The 13,776-nt window shown below is 57.4% G+C and carries 18 protein-coding genes and 1 pseudogene; 4 read left to right on the top strand and 15 right to left on the bottom strand.

Annotated features, from left to right (window positions below):
* Positions 1–145 precede the first annotated feature (145 nt).
* The gene (locus CKW18_RS12605; RefSeq protein WP_095189097.1) at positions 146–886 is read right to left on the bottom strand and encodes a winged helix-turn-helix domain-containing protein; all 741 of its coding nucleotides are present in this window, start codon (positions 884–886) and stop codon (positions 146–148) included.
* A 506-nt stretch (positions 887–1,392) separates the two neighbouring features.
* Here CKW18_RS12605 and CKW18_RS12600 point away from each other — a divergent pair.
* A complete protein-coding gene (locus CKW18_RS12600; protein WP_095189096.1) occupies positions 1,393–2,226 on the top strand; it encodes an undecaprenyl-diphosphate phosphatase in 834 nt (277 codons plus the stop codon).
* Here the strand turns inward: CKW18_RS12600 and CKW18_RS12595 are convergent, their stop codons facing one another.
* Together CKW18_RS12595 and dusA are read right to left on the bottom strand one after the other, a co-directional pair.
* On the bottom strand, positions 2,227–2,607 hold the full coding sequence (locus CKW18_RS12595; RefSeq protein ID WP_095189095.1) for a DUF2388 domain-containing protein: 381 nt from the start codon (positions 2,605–2,607) through the stop codon (positions 2,227–2,229).
* Positions 2,608–2,682: 75 nt separating this feature from the next.
* Positions 2,683–3,657, bottom strand: a complete 975-nt coding sequence (gene dusA, locus CKW18_RS12590; RefSeq protein WP_170947245.1) for a tRNA dihydrouridine(20/20a) synthase DusA — start codon at positions 3,655–3,657, stop codon at positions 2,683–2,685.
* 139 nt (positions 3,658–3,796) lie between these two features.
* On the opposite strand from dusA, the gene CKW18_RS12585 reads away from it, so the two are divergent.
* Positions 3,797–4,948 (top strand): site-specific integrase, encoded by a 1,152-nt coding sequence (locus tag CKW18_RS12585; RefSeq protein WP_095189172.1) that lies wholly within the window; start codon positions 3,797–3,799, stop codon positions 4,946–4,948.
* Here CKW18_RS12585 and CKW18_RS12580 read toward each other — a convergent pair.
* From CKW18_RS12580 to CKW18_RS12525, 12 genes and pseudogenes are all read right to left on the bottom strand, one after another.
* Positions 4,923–5,198 (bottom strand): pyocin activator PrtN family protein, encoded by a 276-nt coding sequence (locus tag CKW18_RS12580; RefSeq protein WP_095189093.1) that lies wholly within the window; start codon positions 5,196–5,198, stop codon positions 4,923–4,925. The genes CKW18_RS12585 and CKW18_RS12580 overlap by 26 nt on opposite strands.
* A 10-nt stretch (positions 5,199–5,208) precedes the next feature.
* Positions 5,209–5,460: a hypothetical protein gene (locus CKW18_RS12575; protein WP_095189092.1), complete on the bottom strand. Its 252-nt coding sequence runs from the start codon at positions 5,458–5,460 to the stop codon at positions 5,209–5,211.
* Positions 5,457–7,133 carry a DNA cytosine methyltransferase gene (locus CKW18_RS12570; RefSeq protein WP_095189171.1) on the bottom strand — a complete coding sequence of 559 codons (1,677 nt, stop codon included), beginning with the start codon at positions 7,131–7,133 and terminating at the stop codon, positions 5,457–5,459. Before CKW18_RS12570 ends, CKW18_RS12575 begins: the two co-directional genes overlap by 4 nt.
* 70 nt (positions 7,134–7,203) lie before the next feature.
* Positions 7,204–7,383, bottom strand: a complete 180-nt coding sequence (locus CKW18_RS31040; RefSeq protein WP_095189170.1) for a hypothetical protein — start codon at positions 7,381–7,383, stop codon at positions 7,204–7,206.
* A 38-nt stretch (positions 7,384–7,421) separates the two neighbouring features.
* Positions 7,422–7,685: a hypothetical protein gene (locus CKW18_RS12560; RefSeq protein ID WP_095189091.1), complete on the bottom strand. Its 264-nt coding sequence runs from the start codon at positions 7,683–7,685 to the stop codon at positions 7,422–7,424.
* 77 nt (positions 7,686–7,762) lie between these two features.
* Positions 7,763–8,059: a hypothetical protein gene (locus CKW18_RS12555; RefSeq protein ID WP_095189090.1), complete on the bottom strand. Its 297-nt coding sequence runs from the start codon at positions 8,057–8,059 to the stop codon at positions 7,763–7,765.
* Positions 8,060–8,107: 48 nt separating this feature from the next.
* Positions 8,108–10,823, bottom strand: a pseudogene (locus tag CKW18_RS12550) (bifunctional DNA primase/helicase).
* A 7-nt stretch (positions 10,824–10,830) separates the two neighbouring features.
* A complete protein-coding gene (locus CKW18_RS12545; protein ID WP_086793340.1) occupies positions 10,831–11,064 on the bottom strand; it encodes a hypothetical protein in 234 nt (77 codons plus the stop codon).
* Between the two features lie 75 nt (positions 11,065–11,139).
* Positions 11,140–11,511: a hypothetical protein gene (locus CKW18_RS12540; protein ID WP_095189089.1), complete on the bottom strand. Its 372-nt coding sequence runs from the start codon at positions 11,509–11,511 to the stop codon at positions 11,140–11,142.
* On the bottom strand, positions 11,508–11,798 hold the full coding sequence (locus tag CKW18_RS12535) for an ogr/Delta-like zinc finger family protein (RefSeq protein WP_038979812.1): 291 nt from the start codon (positions 11,796–11,798) through the stop codon (positions 11,508–11,510). Before CKW18_RS12535 ends, CKW18_RS12540 begins: the two co-directional genes overlap by 4 nt.
* On the bottom strand, positions 11,795–12,268 hold the full coding sequence (locus CKW18_RS12530; RefSeq protein ID WP_095189088.1) for a YmfL family putative regulatory protein: 474 nt from the start codon (positions 12,266–12,268) through the stop codon (positions 11,795–11,797). Before CKW18_RS12530 ends, CKW18_RS12535 begins: the two co-directional genes overlap by 4 nt.
* A 29-nt stretch (positions 12,269–12,297) precedes the next feature.
* Positions 12,298–12,510 carry a DNA-binding protein gene (locus tag CKW18_RS12525; RefSeq protein ID WP_095189087.1) on the bottom strand — a complete coding sequence of 71 codons (213 nt, stop codon included), beginning with the start codon at positions 12,508–12,510 and terminating at the stop codon, positions 12,298–12,300.
* An 85-nt stretch (positions 12,511–12,595) separates the two neighbouring features.
* Here CKW18_RS12525 and CKW18_RS12520 point away from each other — a divergent pair, with 85 nt between their 5' ends.
* Both CKW18_RS12520 and CKW18_RS12515 read left to right on the top strand, forming a co-directional pair.
* Complete coding sequence (locus tag CKW18_RS12520) at positions 12,596–12,928, top strand: helix-turn-helix domain-containing protein (protein WP_095189086.1); 333 nt, start codon at positions 12,596–12,598, stop codon at positions 12,926–12,928.
* A 102-nt stretch (positions 12,929–13,030) separates the two neighbouring features.
* Positions 13,031–13,543, top strand: a complete 513-nt coding sequence (locus tag CKW18_RS12515) for a zinc ribbon domain-containing protein (protein WP_095189085.1) — start codon at positions 13,031–13,033, stop codon at positions 13,541–13,543.
* The last annotated feature ends 233 nt before the right edge of the window (positions 13,544–13,776 follow it).

The raw sequence follows: 13,776 nt of genomic DNA, 5'->3' as shown, positions 1-13,776 counted from the left end.
TTCTGCTGCTATGTTGTTGAGTTTATTGTTATGTTGGCGCGCTCATTCAATCGCTTTTTTATAGGTAGGCGTGAAGTACAACTAGAGCTATATGGTTGCATCAGACGATCCTTCGTAAGCATGCAAAAGGGTGGCTGCCCATGAGTCAGGCAGTCGATATCAGGCCCCGCATCAGGCGATAGCCATAGCCGCGGATGCTCTGAATCGCGTTTGTACCATACATGTCCTTGATTTTTCCACGCAAGCGGCTGATTGATTTTTCCAGCGCCCGGGGGTCGTAGAAATTGGTATTGAGCCCCATGATGTTAGCGATTTCATCATGGCTGAGGATGTGATTGCCGGTTTGCGCAAACGCTTCCAGGATCTTCATTTCAGCAAAAGAAATATCCAGCTTCTTGCTGGTGCCCGACAGGCAGATTCGAGTAGGGTCGAGCGTAAGATTGATATCTCGCTGCCATTCTTCGCTGTTGAAGAACTCGCCAAGCAACTCGGCGCCCTCGTCGGAAAGAGTATTGAGCTTGATACAGAAGTCCGCCCCGGCAAGAAAATACTTGATCTTGTTGAAGGCACCGCGACCGGTGATGACCGCGCAAATGATCGGTTTCAAGTTGTCGGTGCGCAGGTTCTCCACCAGCGCGAGATTGTCTTCGAGGGCCTGCGGGCTATCGATGACAATGAAGATGGCTCGATACGAGCCCGTGTGTTCATGGTGCTTGCAGGAACTAGTGTAGGCGTCGGTATCAAGTGCCATATCGCTGCGCACGTGCTTGGCGAGCAGCGCTCTAAATTGGTCGGCCACACCACGGGTGCGGCCCAGCGTTAGAACACCGGGTTCGTCGTTTGTCGGGCGCGGACTTCTAGTCGCCAAGTTCCCTGATAGCATCATGCATTGACTCGAATTAGGTGCTGACATCGGGATGTTAAAGCACCAGTTCTCATCTGTGACTGACAATTGGTAACATTCACGCTGTTTTTAGACGTGGCTCCCGAGTTTTCTAACAATAATTAAGCTTTTCAGGCTTTTAGTTGATTTTTCTGGGTGTCTGAACTAGTCGTTAGATGGTGGCAATATGAAATTGTGCCACTATTCTGAACTCAATGCGACAGCTTTGTTTGTGTCCTTTGGCCACTGTCTGGCCATCTAGAAGAATGTGATATTGATCACGCTTTATCGGCTTGGCAACTTTTTTCTATATAAAGGCCTAAATATGTCCCGAGTCGTTCGTAGGCGGACGATTACTAACATGGCTTGAGTGTGTCTTTTGATAAGACATATTCTCCGTCGCCTAGTCAGGCAATAGGTGTCGATATACCGATTGTTTCACTTCAGATACTCAATTCCTGAGTGCAGTTTAACGGGCCGCTCGCGCTGAGTGCTCTGATGGAGGATTAATGGATTTCTGGACCCTTTTCCAGGTGTTGATTTTAGGTGCGGTAGAAGGCCTGACCGAGTTTCTGCCCATCTCAAGTACGGGCCACCAGATTATCGTCGCCGACTTGCTGGACTTCGGCGGTGAACGCGCCATGGCGTTCAACATCATTATTCAGCTCGGCGCCATTCTTGCCGTGGTCTGGGAGTTTCGGCCGAAGATCGTTGAAATCGTCAAAGGCCTGCCCACCGAACGCAACGCACAACGCTTCACCCTCAACCTGTTGATCGCCTTTCTTCCTGCCGTGGTGTTGGGCGTTCTGTTTGCTGACACAATCCATCAATACCTGTTCAACCCAATCACCGTTGCCGTCGCTCTGGTCGTCGGTGGCATCGTCATGTTGTGGGCCGAACAACGCAGCCACGTGGTGAGCGTCGACCATGTCGATGACATGCGCTGGTCTCACGCGCTGAAGGTCGGTTTCGTACAGTGCCTGGCGATGATCCCGGGCACCTCGCGCTCTGGCTCGACCATCATCGGCGGCCTGCTGTTCGGCCTCTCGCGCAAAGCCGCCACCGAGTTCTCGTTCTTCCTGGCCATGCCGACCATGGTCGGTGCCGCCGTGTACTCAGGCTACAAATACCGCGACCTGTTCCAGCAAAGCGACCTGCCGGTCTTCGCCCTCGGCTTCGTCACTGCATTCATCTTCGCGATGATCGCCGTGCGCGGCCTGCTCAAGTTCATCGCCAACCACAGCTACGCCGCGTTCGCCTGGTATCGGATCGCGTTCGGCTTGCTGATTCTGGCAACGTGGCAGTTTGGCTGGGTCAACTGGACGGCAGCGGCGGCAAGCTGATTACTGACTGCTGATCAGTGCCGCGACGGCGAGGTCATTCAATTCCGAGTCGGGCAAATCCTGACGAAAATGCTGCAAAGCCGAAGTGAAGTACGCGGCCTGCAGCATGCCGTCGCTGGCGAGGAAATACCGCGCCGCTTCGATTTCCTCTAGCGAATACACACGTTTTTTCAGTCCGGACATGTCCGACATCCCATCGACCGTGATCATCGTCGTCGTGAAAACCAGAAAGCCAGACATCTGGGTTGATTCAAAAGGGCCATCTTCCCCATCACCGCAGCCTTTCAAAAAATCGCAACTGGCGCAGGCGGTGGCAGGGACGGTAAGGAGTAAAGCGAGGAGGGTGAATCGCTTGAATAAAACATGGTTAAACGCGGGCATAACCTAACGACGTCCTGTCAGCACAACAAAACCGCGGGCAAAGCTGATTCGTTGCCCGCACATGCAACGCGCCGATCAACGACCCGCCAACAACTCCGCCGCCTGATCCAGCAACGCCAACGGATCCTTGGCCTTGTGAATATCCACCGACAACAATTGCCGAAACTTGCGCGCCCCCGGAAACCCGGTGCCCAGACCCAACACGTGGCGTGTGATGTGATGCATCGCGCCACCCGCTGCCAAATGCTCGGCGATATAAGGCCGCAACTGTGCCAACGCCTCAGCCCGACTGATCACCGGCGCTGAACTGCCGAACAACTGCTGATCCACCTCCGCCAGCAAATACGGATTGTGATAAGCCTCACGCCCCAACATCACACCGTCGAACGTCTGCAAATGCTCATGGCAGGCCTCCATCGTCTTGATCCCGCCGTTCAGCACAATCTCCAACTCCGGAAAATCTGCCTTCAGCTGCGCAGCAACGTCATAACGCAACGGCGGAATGTCGCGATTCTCCTTCGGCGACAACCCCTCCAGAATCGCAATCCGCGCATGCACCGTAAAACTGGTACACCCGGCATCCCGCACCGTCCCGACGAAATCACACAGCTCGGTGTAACTGTCCCGCCCATTAATCCCGATCCGATGCTTCACCGTCACCGGAATCGACACCGCGTCTTGCATCGCCTTCACACAATCCGCCACCAGTTGCGGATGACCCATCAGGCACGCGCCGATCATGTTGTTCTGCACACGATCGCTCGGGCAGCCGACGTTGAGGTTCACCTCGTCGTAACCGTGCTCCTGGGCCATGCGGGCGCAGGCGGCCAAGTCCAATGGAACGCTACCGCCCAACTGCAAGGCGAGAGGATGCTCGGCTTCGTTGTGACGGAGGAAGCGTTCGTGATCGCCGTTTAGCAGCGCGCCGGTGGTGACCATTTCGGTGTAGAGCAGAGCGTTCTTCGACAGGAGGCGTAGGAAGAAACGGCAATGGCGGTCGGTCCAATCCATCATGGGTGCAACACTAAAGCGCCGAGACAGCGTAGGCATTGGTTTTACTGGGCTAAGGCTCTGATTCTGTAACATTTTACTCAACGTGTTTTCGGCGTGTTTTAGGGCGTTTTCAGGCGTTTTTCAGGTCTCGGTGGTACGATGTACCACTTTAAAACCGATGCGTACCACTTTCGATATGGCAGCTATCAGGGCAAGAAAACTGGCGGATGGGTCTGTGAGCTACACCGCTCAGATCCGCATCAAGCGTGATGGGGTGCAAGTCTACCAAGAGAGCCAGACCTTCGCCCGAAAACAGGCTGCGCAGGCGTGGGCGCGTAAGCGTGAATCGGAACTTGATGAGCCTGGTGCGATCGAGCGGGCGAGCCGCAAGGGCGCTACCGCCAAAGAGATGATTGATCAATACCTTCGCGAGGTCGAAAAAGCGCGGCCGCTGGGCAAAACCAAAAAGGCCACACTTACGGCCATTGGTGCCAGCTACTTCGGCAAGCTCAACGATACCGACATCAATACGCAATGCCTGGTGGACTTCGCGCTGTGGCGGATGAGTAGCGAAGGGGGAGGCGTCCAGGCGCAAACCGCCGGCAACGATCTCGCGCACCTCGGAGCCGTGCTTTCCATCGCCAGGGACGCATGGGGCTTTCAGGTGGATCCGCTGGCCATGGCAGGCGCCCGGCGAGTGCTACGTAAACTCGGCTACAACCTCAAGAGTCGCGAGCGGGACCGGCGCCCGACACTGGATGAACTGGGCAAGCTCATGACGCACTATGAGGACATGCAGGCGCGGCGTCGAAGCGTCACCAATATGTTGAAGGTCGTAGGCTTCGCCCTGTTCTCAACCCGCCGCCTTGATGAAATCACCCGCATCCGCTGGGCCGATGTAGACGAGGCTGGCCAGCGTGTCCTGGTTAGGGACATGAAGAACCCCGGGCAGAAGATCGGCAACGACGTCTGGTGTTACTTGCCAGATGAGGCGTGGCAGATACTCCAGACAATGCCAAAGGCCGGCGACGATATTTTCCCGTACAGCCCCGAGTCTATTTCCACTTCCTGGGCGAAGGCTTGCAAGTTTTTGGGTATCGCTGACCTGCACTTTCACGACCTTCGCCACGAGGGTGTCAGCCGCCTGTTTGAAATGGACTGGGACATCCCACGCGTAGCGAGTGTGTCGGGGCACAGGGACTGGAATTCGCTGCGACGCTACACCCACCTGCGCGGTAAGGGTGATCGGTATGTGGGGTGGGAATGGCACGAGAAGATATTGAGGGCGCCCGTCCAACTGGGCGCCGCATCAATGAAGTGGCTCAATAGGCGGGTTTTAAGCCGTTGAGCTGGTTATTTTCTTTCACCGCGGCGGCGCGCTGGAGATCGAGGTAAGCCGCCAAGTCACTGATGTGAACGCCCTTGGCGGACTTCTGGCTCGGCTCCAACCGGGTGATCGGGATCTTGATCTGACCGCTTAACACCTTGCGCTGGAACATGTCGGGCGTCAGGTGTGTGAAGTAGTCCCGGCACACGCGATCAAGCGGGATAATTGCCTGGCCGTTGTACTGGGCCATCAAAATGAAAGCCGTGTTCATGATGCTCCCCTCACATCCGAAACGATTGATGAATGAACCTCGGCCGGGCTACTTCTTCCACCGGCTTTGCGGCGTCCGTCTGGATCTCGCAGACGAATTTGTGCCGTTGACGGTTTGTTGCGGTCAGGGCTTTGGTGAGTCCGGGAACAGCGTCGAGGCACTGTTCATATGCCGTATCGCCAATCCAGTGTTGCGCTGGAAAGACTTGGCAATCCGTCCGAGACGCATCCGCGCATAGGTACAGCAACAGGAAAACCTTCATAGCGCGGCCTCCTGCTGCGAAACGCTCAGACCCACCGCTATCGGCCGGACCCAGATTGGCATGCTGTTGAGCATGAAGGTTTCGCCGGCAGCAGCCAGCAACAAGGTGGTCCCCATCACATCAGCGATAGCTTCGGCTGCCAAAGGCGGCACGGCGTTGCCGATCCGCTCACGCCATGCCTGATCGCTCAGACCGTCCAGTTCAAACTGTTCCTCCGGATCTACCAGGCTTTGCAGTGCCGCCAGCTCCAGCGTGGTGAATGGGCGGTGCCAAGTCCCATCAAGACTTTCAATCACGCAAGTCAATCGTTCATTGGCTTCCGGCATGCGTGGGTCGGCCACCGACCAGCGCCCGTTGTCCTGCTTGGCGCTCGCCGAGACGGCGCCGCACTGGTCATTCCAGCCAACCACGCCGTAGTGACCGCCACTGAGGTAGGCGTCACCCTTTGTGCGTTTCATGCCGGGGCGTGGGTCTTGAACTGCGAACGCGCTTTGTCCGGTTGTGCTTCCAGCTATGACGGTACCGCTTGGGTTATCCCATGGCGTTACCAAGTACTTGCCAAACGTGCCTTCGGGCTTTCGTGGGTCAGCAACGCTGAACGTTCCTTGCCCGGGTGACTTGACGCCAATCACCGCGCCGCTCGTTTCGTCCCAGTGACGAACGCCGTACTGCTGGTACTGGAGGGCGCTGACTTTGCCACGAGGATCTGCGACCGAGAAGGCGCCGTTGGTTGGGCTAGTACGGCCAGCAACTGTGCCAGCAGTGTCGTGCCAGTCATGCACGCCAAGGTAGCCAGCGCGATATTCCGGAACGATCACCAGGTCACGTAAGTAGCCGTCCTCGATTGCCAAGTCATTCAGGCTGCGCCAGTCCTTGCCGGCGGTGACCAGAGCGAGACGCACCCATGTTTTCCATTGCAGCGCTGGCACCCGGTGCATAGGACCGGCCGCTTCGATATCGCCGGCAAGCGGCATGCGCCCTAGAATCGATCCGACAGACTTGAGCGTCTTCTTTTCCGGTTCGTACAGAAACGGCGGGACCTTCTCAATGTGGCGGGCCACCAGCAAGAAGCGTTTGCGGCTTTGCGCCAGCCCGCCGATCACACCGCAATCGTGAGTGGTTTCTGCCACGGCATAGCCGAAGTGCGACAGCAATTTGTTAATTTGGTCGAGCAAGTGCCGACCACGGGTTGCGAGTCGAGGAACGTTTTCGAAGACCAGTAGCGGTACGGCATCGTCTTTCCAGGCTTCACCGAACAGCCAGATGCAGCGCAACGTGAGTTCGTTCAGCGCCTGATATTTTGGGGTCAGGCTCATCTTTTCGGACAACAGCCCTGAAGCGCCTTTGCAGGGGCTGGAAATGAACACCGCGTCGGGGCGTTGAAAATTGGCTGCACGGCGAACGTCTTCTACCGTGGCCTCGCGCCAACCTGGTGGCGGCTCTTTTCCGTGGAAGCGGATGTACTGATCGCGTGTAAATAGATCCAGCAGCGTACCTTTGACCCCGCTCAAGCGCTCGAAGTCGGCCAGTCCAGCCGCATCAATGTCGATGCCGCCAATGCACTGCCATTGCGCTTGGATGTTGCCCACGATGGGCTTGGATTTGTTGAAACCTTTGGCGCCGCCGCCGAGGCCGCAGCAGAAATGAAAGTGTTTCAATGTCCGTTTGAGCATTTGCATGGTGCTTTTTCCTGTGCGGACGATGGGGAGTTGCAGCTCCCCGTTGCTCGTCCTGTGAATCAGTTCAGCGCGCGTAGCGCCGAGGTTTGTTGTTCTTCGCTTCAGCTCGCGCCGCCATCAGCTCGGCCCATTCGTCAGCCTTGCGCTGCTGCCGGATCCGGCTACAAACCTGGTGCTTACGAGTCGATCGAGCTTTCCCGCAAATGTCACATTGGCTCGGCAGGTCCAGCCGGTGGCTTGCCATGGGAGGGCGCGCGCGTTTCGTTGCTGAGGCGTCCACGCTCAAGCCTCCCCGAGTAATGCACGGGTGAGGGCGTTCCGCTGGCCTTGGTGCGTGAGCTTGTTCAGAGGCTGAGTTGAGTGGCGCCCGTTGCGGGATTTGACGATGGCGACACCGGCCGAAATTTCCGCGATGGTTCCTTCGCGCACGCTGAAACTGACGCTGTGGCCAGTGCTGCGCCCGGCTACATAACTCACGTCGTCACCGACCTTGAAGGTGTTCGTGATAGCCTCTGTGCCGCTGCCACTTGGGTTTTGTGCTTGCATGGTGCTTCTCCTTTGGGGTGGTCGGTGCCGAGGGGTTGCAGCCCCTCGGCACCACTTCTTTCTGGCATGAGCGTCGTTCAGCCCGCGCGGCGAACCAGGTGAATCGCCAAGTCTTTCAAGCGCTCGCTGCCAGCGGCCTCCCGCTGCCACTGCAAAATCTCCTCAATCTGTTTGCTCGAGCAATCGTCGACAAGCAGCGTCCGCTCGCCGCGTTCCAACCTGACCTCCAAGGCTATGAGCAGGCCTCGATGCGAATACGCTTCCGCGTACATGATCCCGGCCGGTTTACCTTCGGCCAGTTGCTGCGCCTCGATCGACCTCAGTTTTGTCGTCTTGCCCGTGCCGGCATCGCCGGTGATGACTTCTACTTGCATGGTGCTTCTCCTTTGGAATGTGCCCAGCGTTGCAGCGCTGGTCGCGGTTTACGCGCTCTGAAAAATCCAGCAGCGCACAGTGGTGGGTTTGTTGAACATCGCGTTGCCGGCCGCTTGTGAAGCGCGCACGGCGCTGTACACAGCCTTGTTGGATTCCAGCCATTTGTGGCTGCGGCTGTTGACTAGCAGCCCGCGCAGGGTCTTGAGGTCAGCGAGGTTCTGCCGATGCTCGCTGGCCTTTTCAGCGAACTCGTTGAGGTTGATCGCGATAAGTTTCGGGTCGGTGCTGTGGTTGACCTGCGGGCCTTCGCCCAGGCTTTCGAGGTATTCGTAGACTTCCCAAAACTCGGCAACCAGCGGGTGGTCAGCACTGATCGCGGCTTGCCGCTCCAACGCCATGACCATCAGTGCCTGGTGCGTCGTGGCGACGTGGTTGTCATCGAGCGGGCAAACCAGGCGCAGGCAATCGACCAGGGCCATCAACTGGCTGTGGTTCTTGATGATCCGTTCCACGCGGATTTCTTTGAGCCGGCGCAGTTGCTGTTCATGAACCAGCACGCGTTCGGCGAACTTGGCCATCACCTGGGCTTCGGCGCGCACAGCCAGCAACAAAAAATGGCTCAGTTGCTCGACCGGGATCAGGTTCAGGTTGTCTGCCGCTGCACGGCTCTCGGTGGTGACCTCCGGGCGTGCAAAGTGCGATTTGATAATCCGGGTCAGGATCGCTTCGGACGCGCTGACATCGGCGTTCTGACTGATCGCAATCGCGCCCCGAAACGGTGGTTCGTAGGTCTCGTTGCCGCTGGTTTTCATGCCCTTGGTGCCGAGCGTGCCGCCGCCGTAGAAGTCTTTCAGTTCGTCCCAGTCGAAGCCCTTGGCGTGCGCTTTATCCGGCTCGTTGCGGTCGCCTTTCGATCAGCACGACCGGCATGTTGGAGACTTGGCCCATGGCGCGCTGTCGACCGGCACGGGTCGATTTCGACGGGTCAAAACCTTCATGCTCGCGGCCGAGCAGTTTCCACAGGAAAGTCAGCAGCGTGGTCTTGCCGGCGCCGGCTTCACCGGTGACCTCAAGGAACGGAAAGGACTTGTACTGCGCGCGGATCTGCTCGGCGAACAGCGAGCCAAACCAGAACGCCAGGGCGACAATTCCCTTGGCGCCAAAGCACAGCCACAGCATCGGCAACCAGTCGGTGCGGTACTGCTTGCTGTCGCGCTGGATGTGCATGGCGATCGACTTTTGCAGCGTCTTGAGCCGCAGCTTGCCGAACTCGAAAAAGTCTTCTTTGTTCACCACGCTGACGATGCCGCCGCGCACGGCAAGGTCGCCGAATACATAGCAGCTGTGGAGTTTGCTGTAGCCGATGAAGTCGATGGTCTCAACGGTTTTCAGGCCGAACAGCTGATCCTTCATGATCTTGTCGAGCTGCTGACCGCTCCCCGTGAACACCGCGCCGGCTGCCATGCTGAGCAGGCGTTTCTTGAACTCGCTGGCGGCAGCGACCTGGCCACCGGTGAAGGTGTTTTTGACACTGCCGCTGTCGTGCGGGAAATCAACGCGGAAGTAGTACCAGGATTCGTCGGTGACTTCGTTGCGCTGGAAGTACAGCGCCTGCGGGTAGCAGTTGGCGATTTCAACGACACCGCCGCATTGGCGCAGGGCCTTGTCGCGGCGCTGCTTGTCGTTCAGCAATTGGTCTTCATGACGTTCGGAAGACTCCAGCGCCTGCATGGCCTTGTTGAATTTCTCCAAGTCCATCTTGAACCAGTAGAGCCGGCTCTCGAACCCGAAGTGAAATTCATGGCGCTCGCGCCATTCGTACATCAGCACGCCTTTCTCTGACGCGCTTTCGGCGATCAGCAAGGAGCCGTGATAGAGAGCGGTGGCCAGGTCCTTGTCGATCTGCTCGGTACGTTCGCTCTCGCCATCGATGAATGCCCAGCGCTGATGCAGATCGTTCCAATCGACCTTGCGGCTGTCCGACTGCGGGATCTGCGCCGCTTCACACTCGTAGCCCAAAGCGCGAGCCTGACGCACCCAACGCTTGGTGTATTTGTGCGCGCCGGGTTCGTTGTCCAATGCCCAAATGAGCTTGGGCAATTTACCGCCGCGCTGCCGGGCCAGCTCTTTCAGCGAATCTTCGGGGAAGAAGGCCGACGACATCGCCGACACGGCTGCAATGCCGTTATGCACCAGAGCGATAGCATCGAAGATGCCCTCGACGATCCACAGCTCTTTGACGTCCAGCAGCTCGACGCACGGCGGGCACCACCAGAATCCACGCGGGCTGTCACCGGGCTTGAACCGCGCCTTCATCTTGCCGAATCGGTGCGGCCGGTCGATCAGGCGTTCCCAATAACCACCTTTTTCCAACGCAAAGCGCACCGTCGCGCTGCCGGCATTCAGCTCGCCAGAGAAATACGTTTCCTGCGTAAACCAGCCTTGAATCAGATCAAGCCGAAAGCCTCGGGCAAATTCCAGATAGGCTCGGGCGGTGGCGCTGGGGTGTTGCTCGCTGGCCGGGGCGCGCTTGCTCCAGTCTTCGAACAGGTCTTCGTAGATTTCTTTGACGTGCCAGGTCTGGCCACACTTGCCCCGGCCGCAACGGATCATCCATGGGTCATCGTGGAAGGCGTACAGCTCCTTTTTCTTGCACGCCGGGCATTCGCCCTGGCGCATGTATTTGCCGGCTTTGTGTTTGAGTCCGTAGTCGGATTCAAGGCGTTGCAGAATATCGGCGCGCAAATCGTGTTTCATGTTCATCGGGGGCTTACTTCACTTCGCCGAGACTGTGTTTAAGGGCGCCAATCAGGCGTTTTTGCGCGGCCATCACCGGGAAGGCCGACAGCAGCGAGCCGTGCCGTAAACCCTCGGGGATCATGCGAAAGCGATCGTCATACCAGTACTCGTTGAACTGCATCGAGTACTGGGCGCGCAGTGCCTGGAGCAAGGCTTCGGCCTGTGCGCGGGGCAGTTTTGCGGTGATGGCGATGTCGATTTCCATAATCCACCTCGGATTTCAGGCAAAGCTCACCCAAACCCACGGGAAGCGGGGCAGGGCGGGTTATTTAAAAAGGGGTTACTGAGGGTGGTGCTTGTGCGCGGAATCGCGCTGGGCGAGCAGGGTCTGCGGCAGCAGCCTCGCCGGTACCGGGTAGCGCAGATCGGCACGGGTGTCGATCAAGTGCACGACCGTGCAGCCGGCGCTGTTGCCCCAGTCCACACCGATCCACTTGCGCTGATTGATCACCTGCAATTCTGTCCAGGCGTTGTGCACCAGTCGCTCGGCCATGAAGACAGGCACTTCCAGCGACGTGGCCAAATGACGAACGCAGTTTTCATAGAGCAGGTCCGAGTCCACCAGGTACTGCGCTTCGTGCCTTTGCAGGTAAGCGAACGCGGCACGCTGCATGCTGCTGCGGTAATCGTGGGTCAACTGATCGTGGTTCATTGCGCACACTCCATTTCCATTTGGTCGAGCAGATCGGGTTGATCGTTGGCGGTTTTCATCGCGGCGCGGCGCAAGGCGATATCGGCAATGGGTAGGCGCACCGATGGGTTGGCCATGCCGCTAGGACTCATTTCGTGAGTCATTTCGAACTCGGCACGTACTGACCAGCCGCAGGCCTCGTTGGTGCATTGCAGATAGGCCACCCGCAGGAAAATGTGTGTGCCTTCGCTCGTGCGGATGCGCATGCGGCCGAGGCAGTGCGGGCAAACCAGTTTGTATGTACTCACCCAGCGATCCCCCGACCGTGCAGTTGAATGGTGGCCAGCACTTCGGCGTAGCGGGCGGACATGTAGTGCATCAGAGCGTTGATGATTGCTTGGGCTTCGCAGGACTCGATGACACCGTCGTCGAGTGCTTTGGCAATGATCTGATCAACCATCCCGCGTTTGGCGGCGGCTTTGACTGAGCGGTTGTACAACTCGACGTTGTCTAGGTCCGCCGATGCTGTCAGCGGGACGAACATTCCGCCGTATTTGGCTGCGATGTAGTCGGGCAGGAACGTCGTTCCTGCGACCTGTTCGAGACGATGAATGTGGTCATCACTCAGCGGTCGGCTGCCGGCGTTTTCATAGGCCTGGTTGTCGAACTTTTTGAGTGGCATTCCCAAGTCAGCAGCGGCGTAGATGCGGCCTCCCTGATAGGCGCCGATCACTGCACTGACTACGTCTTTCCTGTTGGCTAGAACTGGACGTTTCATCTTCTGGTTTCCTCCCTGAGCCAACAGGCTTAGTTTTCAATCACGCAGTCTTTGATACCGAGAAGTACTGCGGCGCGGTGGGCTTCGCCCCGCAGGCACTTCTTCTGGCCGTTCAACACCGCATAAACGGTTGAGGGGTGCAGATCGTTCTGAAGAGCAAAGTCCTTTACGGACATGCCCTTGCGTTCCAGCCGCGTTCTAGCGGCCTGGCAGGCTTGCTCGGGTGCGTAGGTGGCGTGCATAGTTCAAATTCGTGTGATTTCGCGTAATGATGCGATGATATTGTCCCTGTAAATTGGGAATGTCAACGCCAAAGGTACAATTTTTATGACTATAGGCGAGCGCCTTAAAGAAGAACGGCAGCGGATCGGTCTTAACCAAACGTTGATGGCAGAAAAATGTGGGGTGACAAAAAACACCCAGCTTGCTTATGAAAAAGGCGAACGAAACCCAGATACCGCCTATTTGGCCCATGCTGCGCCCTTGGGAGTGGACCTGCTTTACGTGGTAACTGGCGAGCGAAAGCCCCGTCCGGCTGACAGCATCAGTGGTGACGTCGCAAAGTTTCTGGAGGTTTATCAACAGGTCAACGAAACGGATCGCGACGTGTTGTTCCGTATGGCAGCAGCCTTTGCAAAGGCCGCAAACATCGAAGTGTGAAGTGCGCGCAACTCACCCGATCAAGCACAGTTCATTTGAGTGGAAGCAGCACGCCGGTCACGAAGGCCGGCTTTTTCATGGATATTGAAAGGAGCAGTACAAATGGCGTTGAAGCCCTGCAAGTCTTGCAAGCATCAAGTAGATACCTCTGCGAAAACCTGCCCAAACTGCGGTGTAGCAAACCCTGGCGTCACTACAGCACAAACCCTTGGCGGCCTGGTCTTTCTCGGCGTCATCGTCGCGGTGGGCTTTTCGATGTGCTCGGGTGGCAGCAAAGATAAAACCGAGGAGAAAACTGCAAAGGTCGACGAGGCCGCGTGCCGTAAGGATCTTCAGTGCATGGGGGACAAATACACCGTCGCCGCCGGTGTCTATTGCAAGGACCCCATCGTGCGACTGGGGAAGTACTCCGCGCGTTGGACCGATGGCACCTTCGAGCCAAAAATGAGTCACTTCCGCTGGCTGAACAAGGAGACGGGGACTCTGACGTTCATCGGCGACAAGATCGAATTTCAGAATGGCTTCGGCGCCTATCAAAAACACATCTACGAATGCGACTTCAACCCTACGGGTAATCAAGTGCTCGCCGTTCGTGCCGAGCCCGGACAGCTCTGAAAGAGCCGTCCTTGAGGGGTAAACAGTACTTACATTTTCGAAGTGGTGTGATTCAGCAGGGGTGTTCGTCTGTGCGGCGATCTCATTCAAACCGGCCTCGAGAATTTTCATGAAGAGGCTGGTGGCACAGAAAAATGTGCTGAGGATGGGTGACTCCCGGGCGATGAAGGTGGTGTGAAACCACCGCGCCCTTCACAAGGAAATGGAGTACGCACGATGGAAAACCTTACCCC

It is taken from the genome of Pseudomonas sp. Irchel 3E19, from assembly GCF_900187585.1.
GTDB lineage: Bacteria > Pseudomonadota > Gammaproteobacteria > Pseudomonadales > Pseudomonadaceae > Aquipseudomonas > Aquipseudomonas baetica.
This window is presented reverse-complemented; position numbering and strand designations above follow the sequence as displayed.

Bases quoted from the DNA above. Each gene is read 5' to 3' on its own strand.
- CKW18_RS12605 (WP_095189097.1), bottom strand. From the start codon at position 886: ATGATGCTATCAGGGAACTTGGCGACTAGAAGTCCGCGCCCGACAAAC.
- CKW18_RS12600 (WP_095189096.1), top strand. From the start codon at position 1,393: ATGGATTTCTGGACCCTTTTCCAGGTGTTGATTTTAGGTGCGGTAGAA.
- CKW18_RS12595 (WP_095189095.1), bottom strand. From the start codon at position 2,607: ATGCCCGCGTTTAACCATGTTTTATTCAAGCGATTCACCCTCCTCGCT.
- dusA (WP_170947245.1), bottom strand. From the start codon at position 3,657: ATGCCTACGCTGTCTCGGCGCTTTAGTGTTGCACCCATGATGGATTGG.
- CKW18_RS12585 (WP_095189172.1), top strand. From the start codon at position 3,797: ATGGCAGCTATCAGGGCAAGAAAACTGGCGGATGGGTCTGTGAGCTAC.
- CKW18_RS12580 (WP_095189093.1), bottom strand. From the start codon at position 5,198: ATGAACACGGCTTTCATTTTGATGGCCCAGTACAACGGCCAGGCAATT.
- CKW18_RS12575 (WP_095189092.1), bottom strand. From the start codon at position 5,460: ATGAAGGTTTTCCTGTTGCTGTACCTATGCGCGGATGCGTCTCGGACG.
- CKW18_RS12570 (WP_095189171.1), bottom strand. From the start codon at position 7,133: ATGCTCAAACGGACATTGAAACACTTTCATTTCTGCTGCGGCCTCGGC.
- CKW18_RS31040 (WP_095189170.1), bottom strand. From the start codon at position 7,383: ATGGCAAGCCACCGGCTGGACCTGCCGAGCCAATGTGACATTTGCGGG.
- CKW18_RS12560 (WP_095189091.1), bottom strand. From the start codon at position 7,685: ATGCAAGCACAAAACCCAAGTGGCAGCGGCACAGAGGCTATCACGAAC.
- CKW18_RS12555 (WP_095189090.1), bottom strand. From the start codon at position 8,059: ATGCAAGTAGAAGTCATCACCGGCGATGCCGGCACGGGCAAGACGACA.
- CKW18_RS12545 (WP_086793340.1), bottom strand. From the start codon at position 11,064: ATGGAAATCGACATCGCCATCACCGCAAAACTGCCCCGCGCACAGGCC.
- CKW18_RS12540 (WP_095189089.1), bottom strand. From the start codon at position 11,511: ATGAACCACGATCAGTTGACCCACGATTACCGCAGCAGCATGCAGCGT.
- CKW18_RS12530 (WP_095189088.1), bottom strand. From the start codon at position 12,268: ATGAAACGTCCAGTTCTAGCCAACAGGAAAGACGTAGTCAGTGCAGTG.
- CKW18_RS12525 (WP_095189087.1), bottom strand. From the start codon at position 12,510: ATGCACGCCACCTACGCACCCGAGCAAGCCTGCCAGGCCGCTAGAACG.
- CKW18_RS12520 (WP_095189086.1), top strand. From the start codon at position 12,596: ATGACTATAGGCGAGCGCCTTAAAGAAGAACGGCAGCGGATCGGTCTT.
- CKW18_RS12515 (WP_095189085.1), top strand. From the start codon at position 13,031: ATGGCGTTGAAGCCCTGCAAGTCTTGCAAGCATCAAGTAGATACCTCT.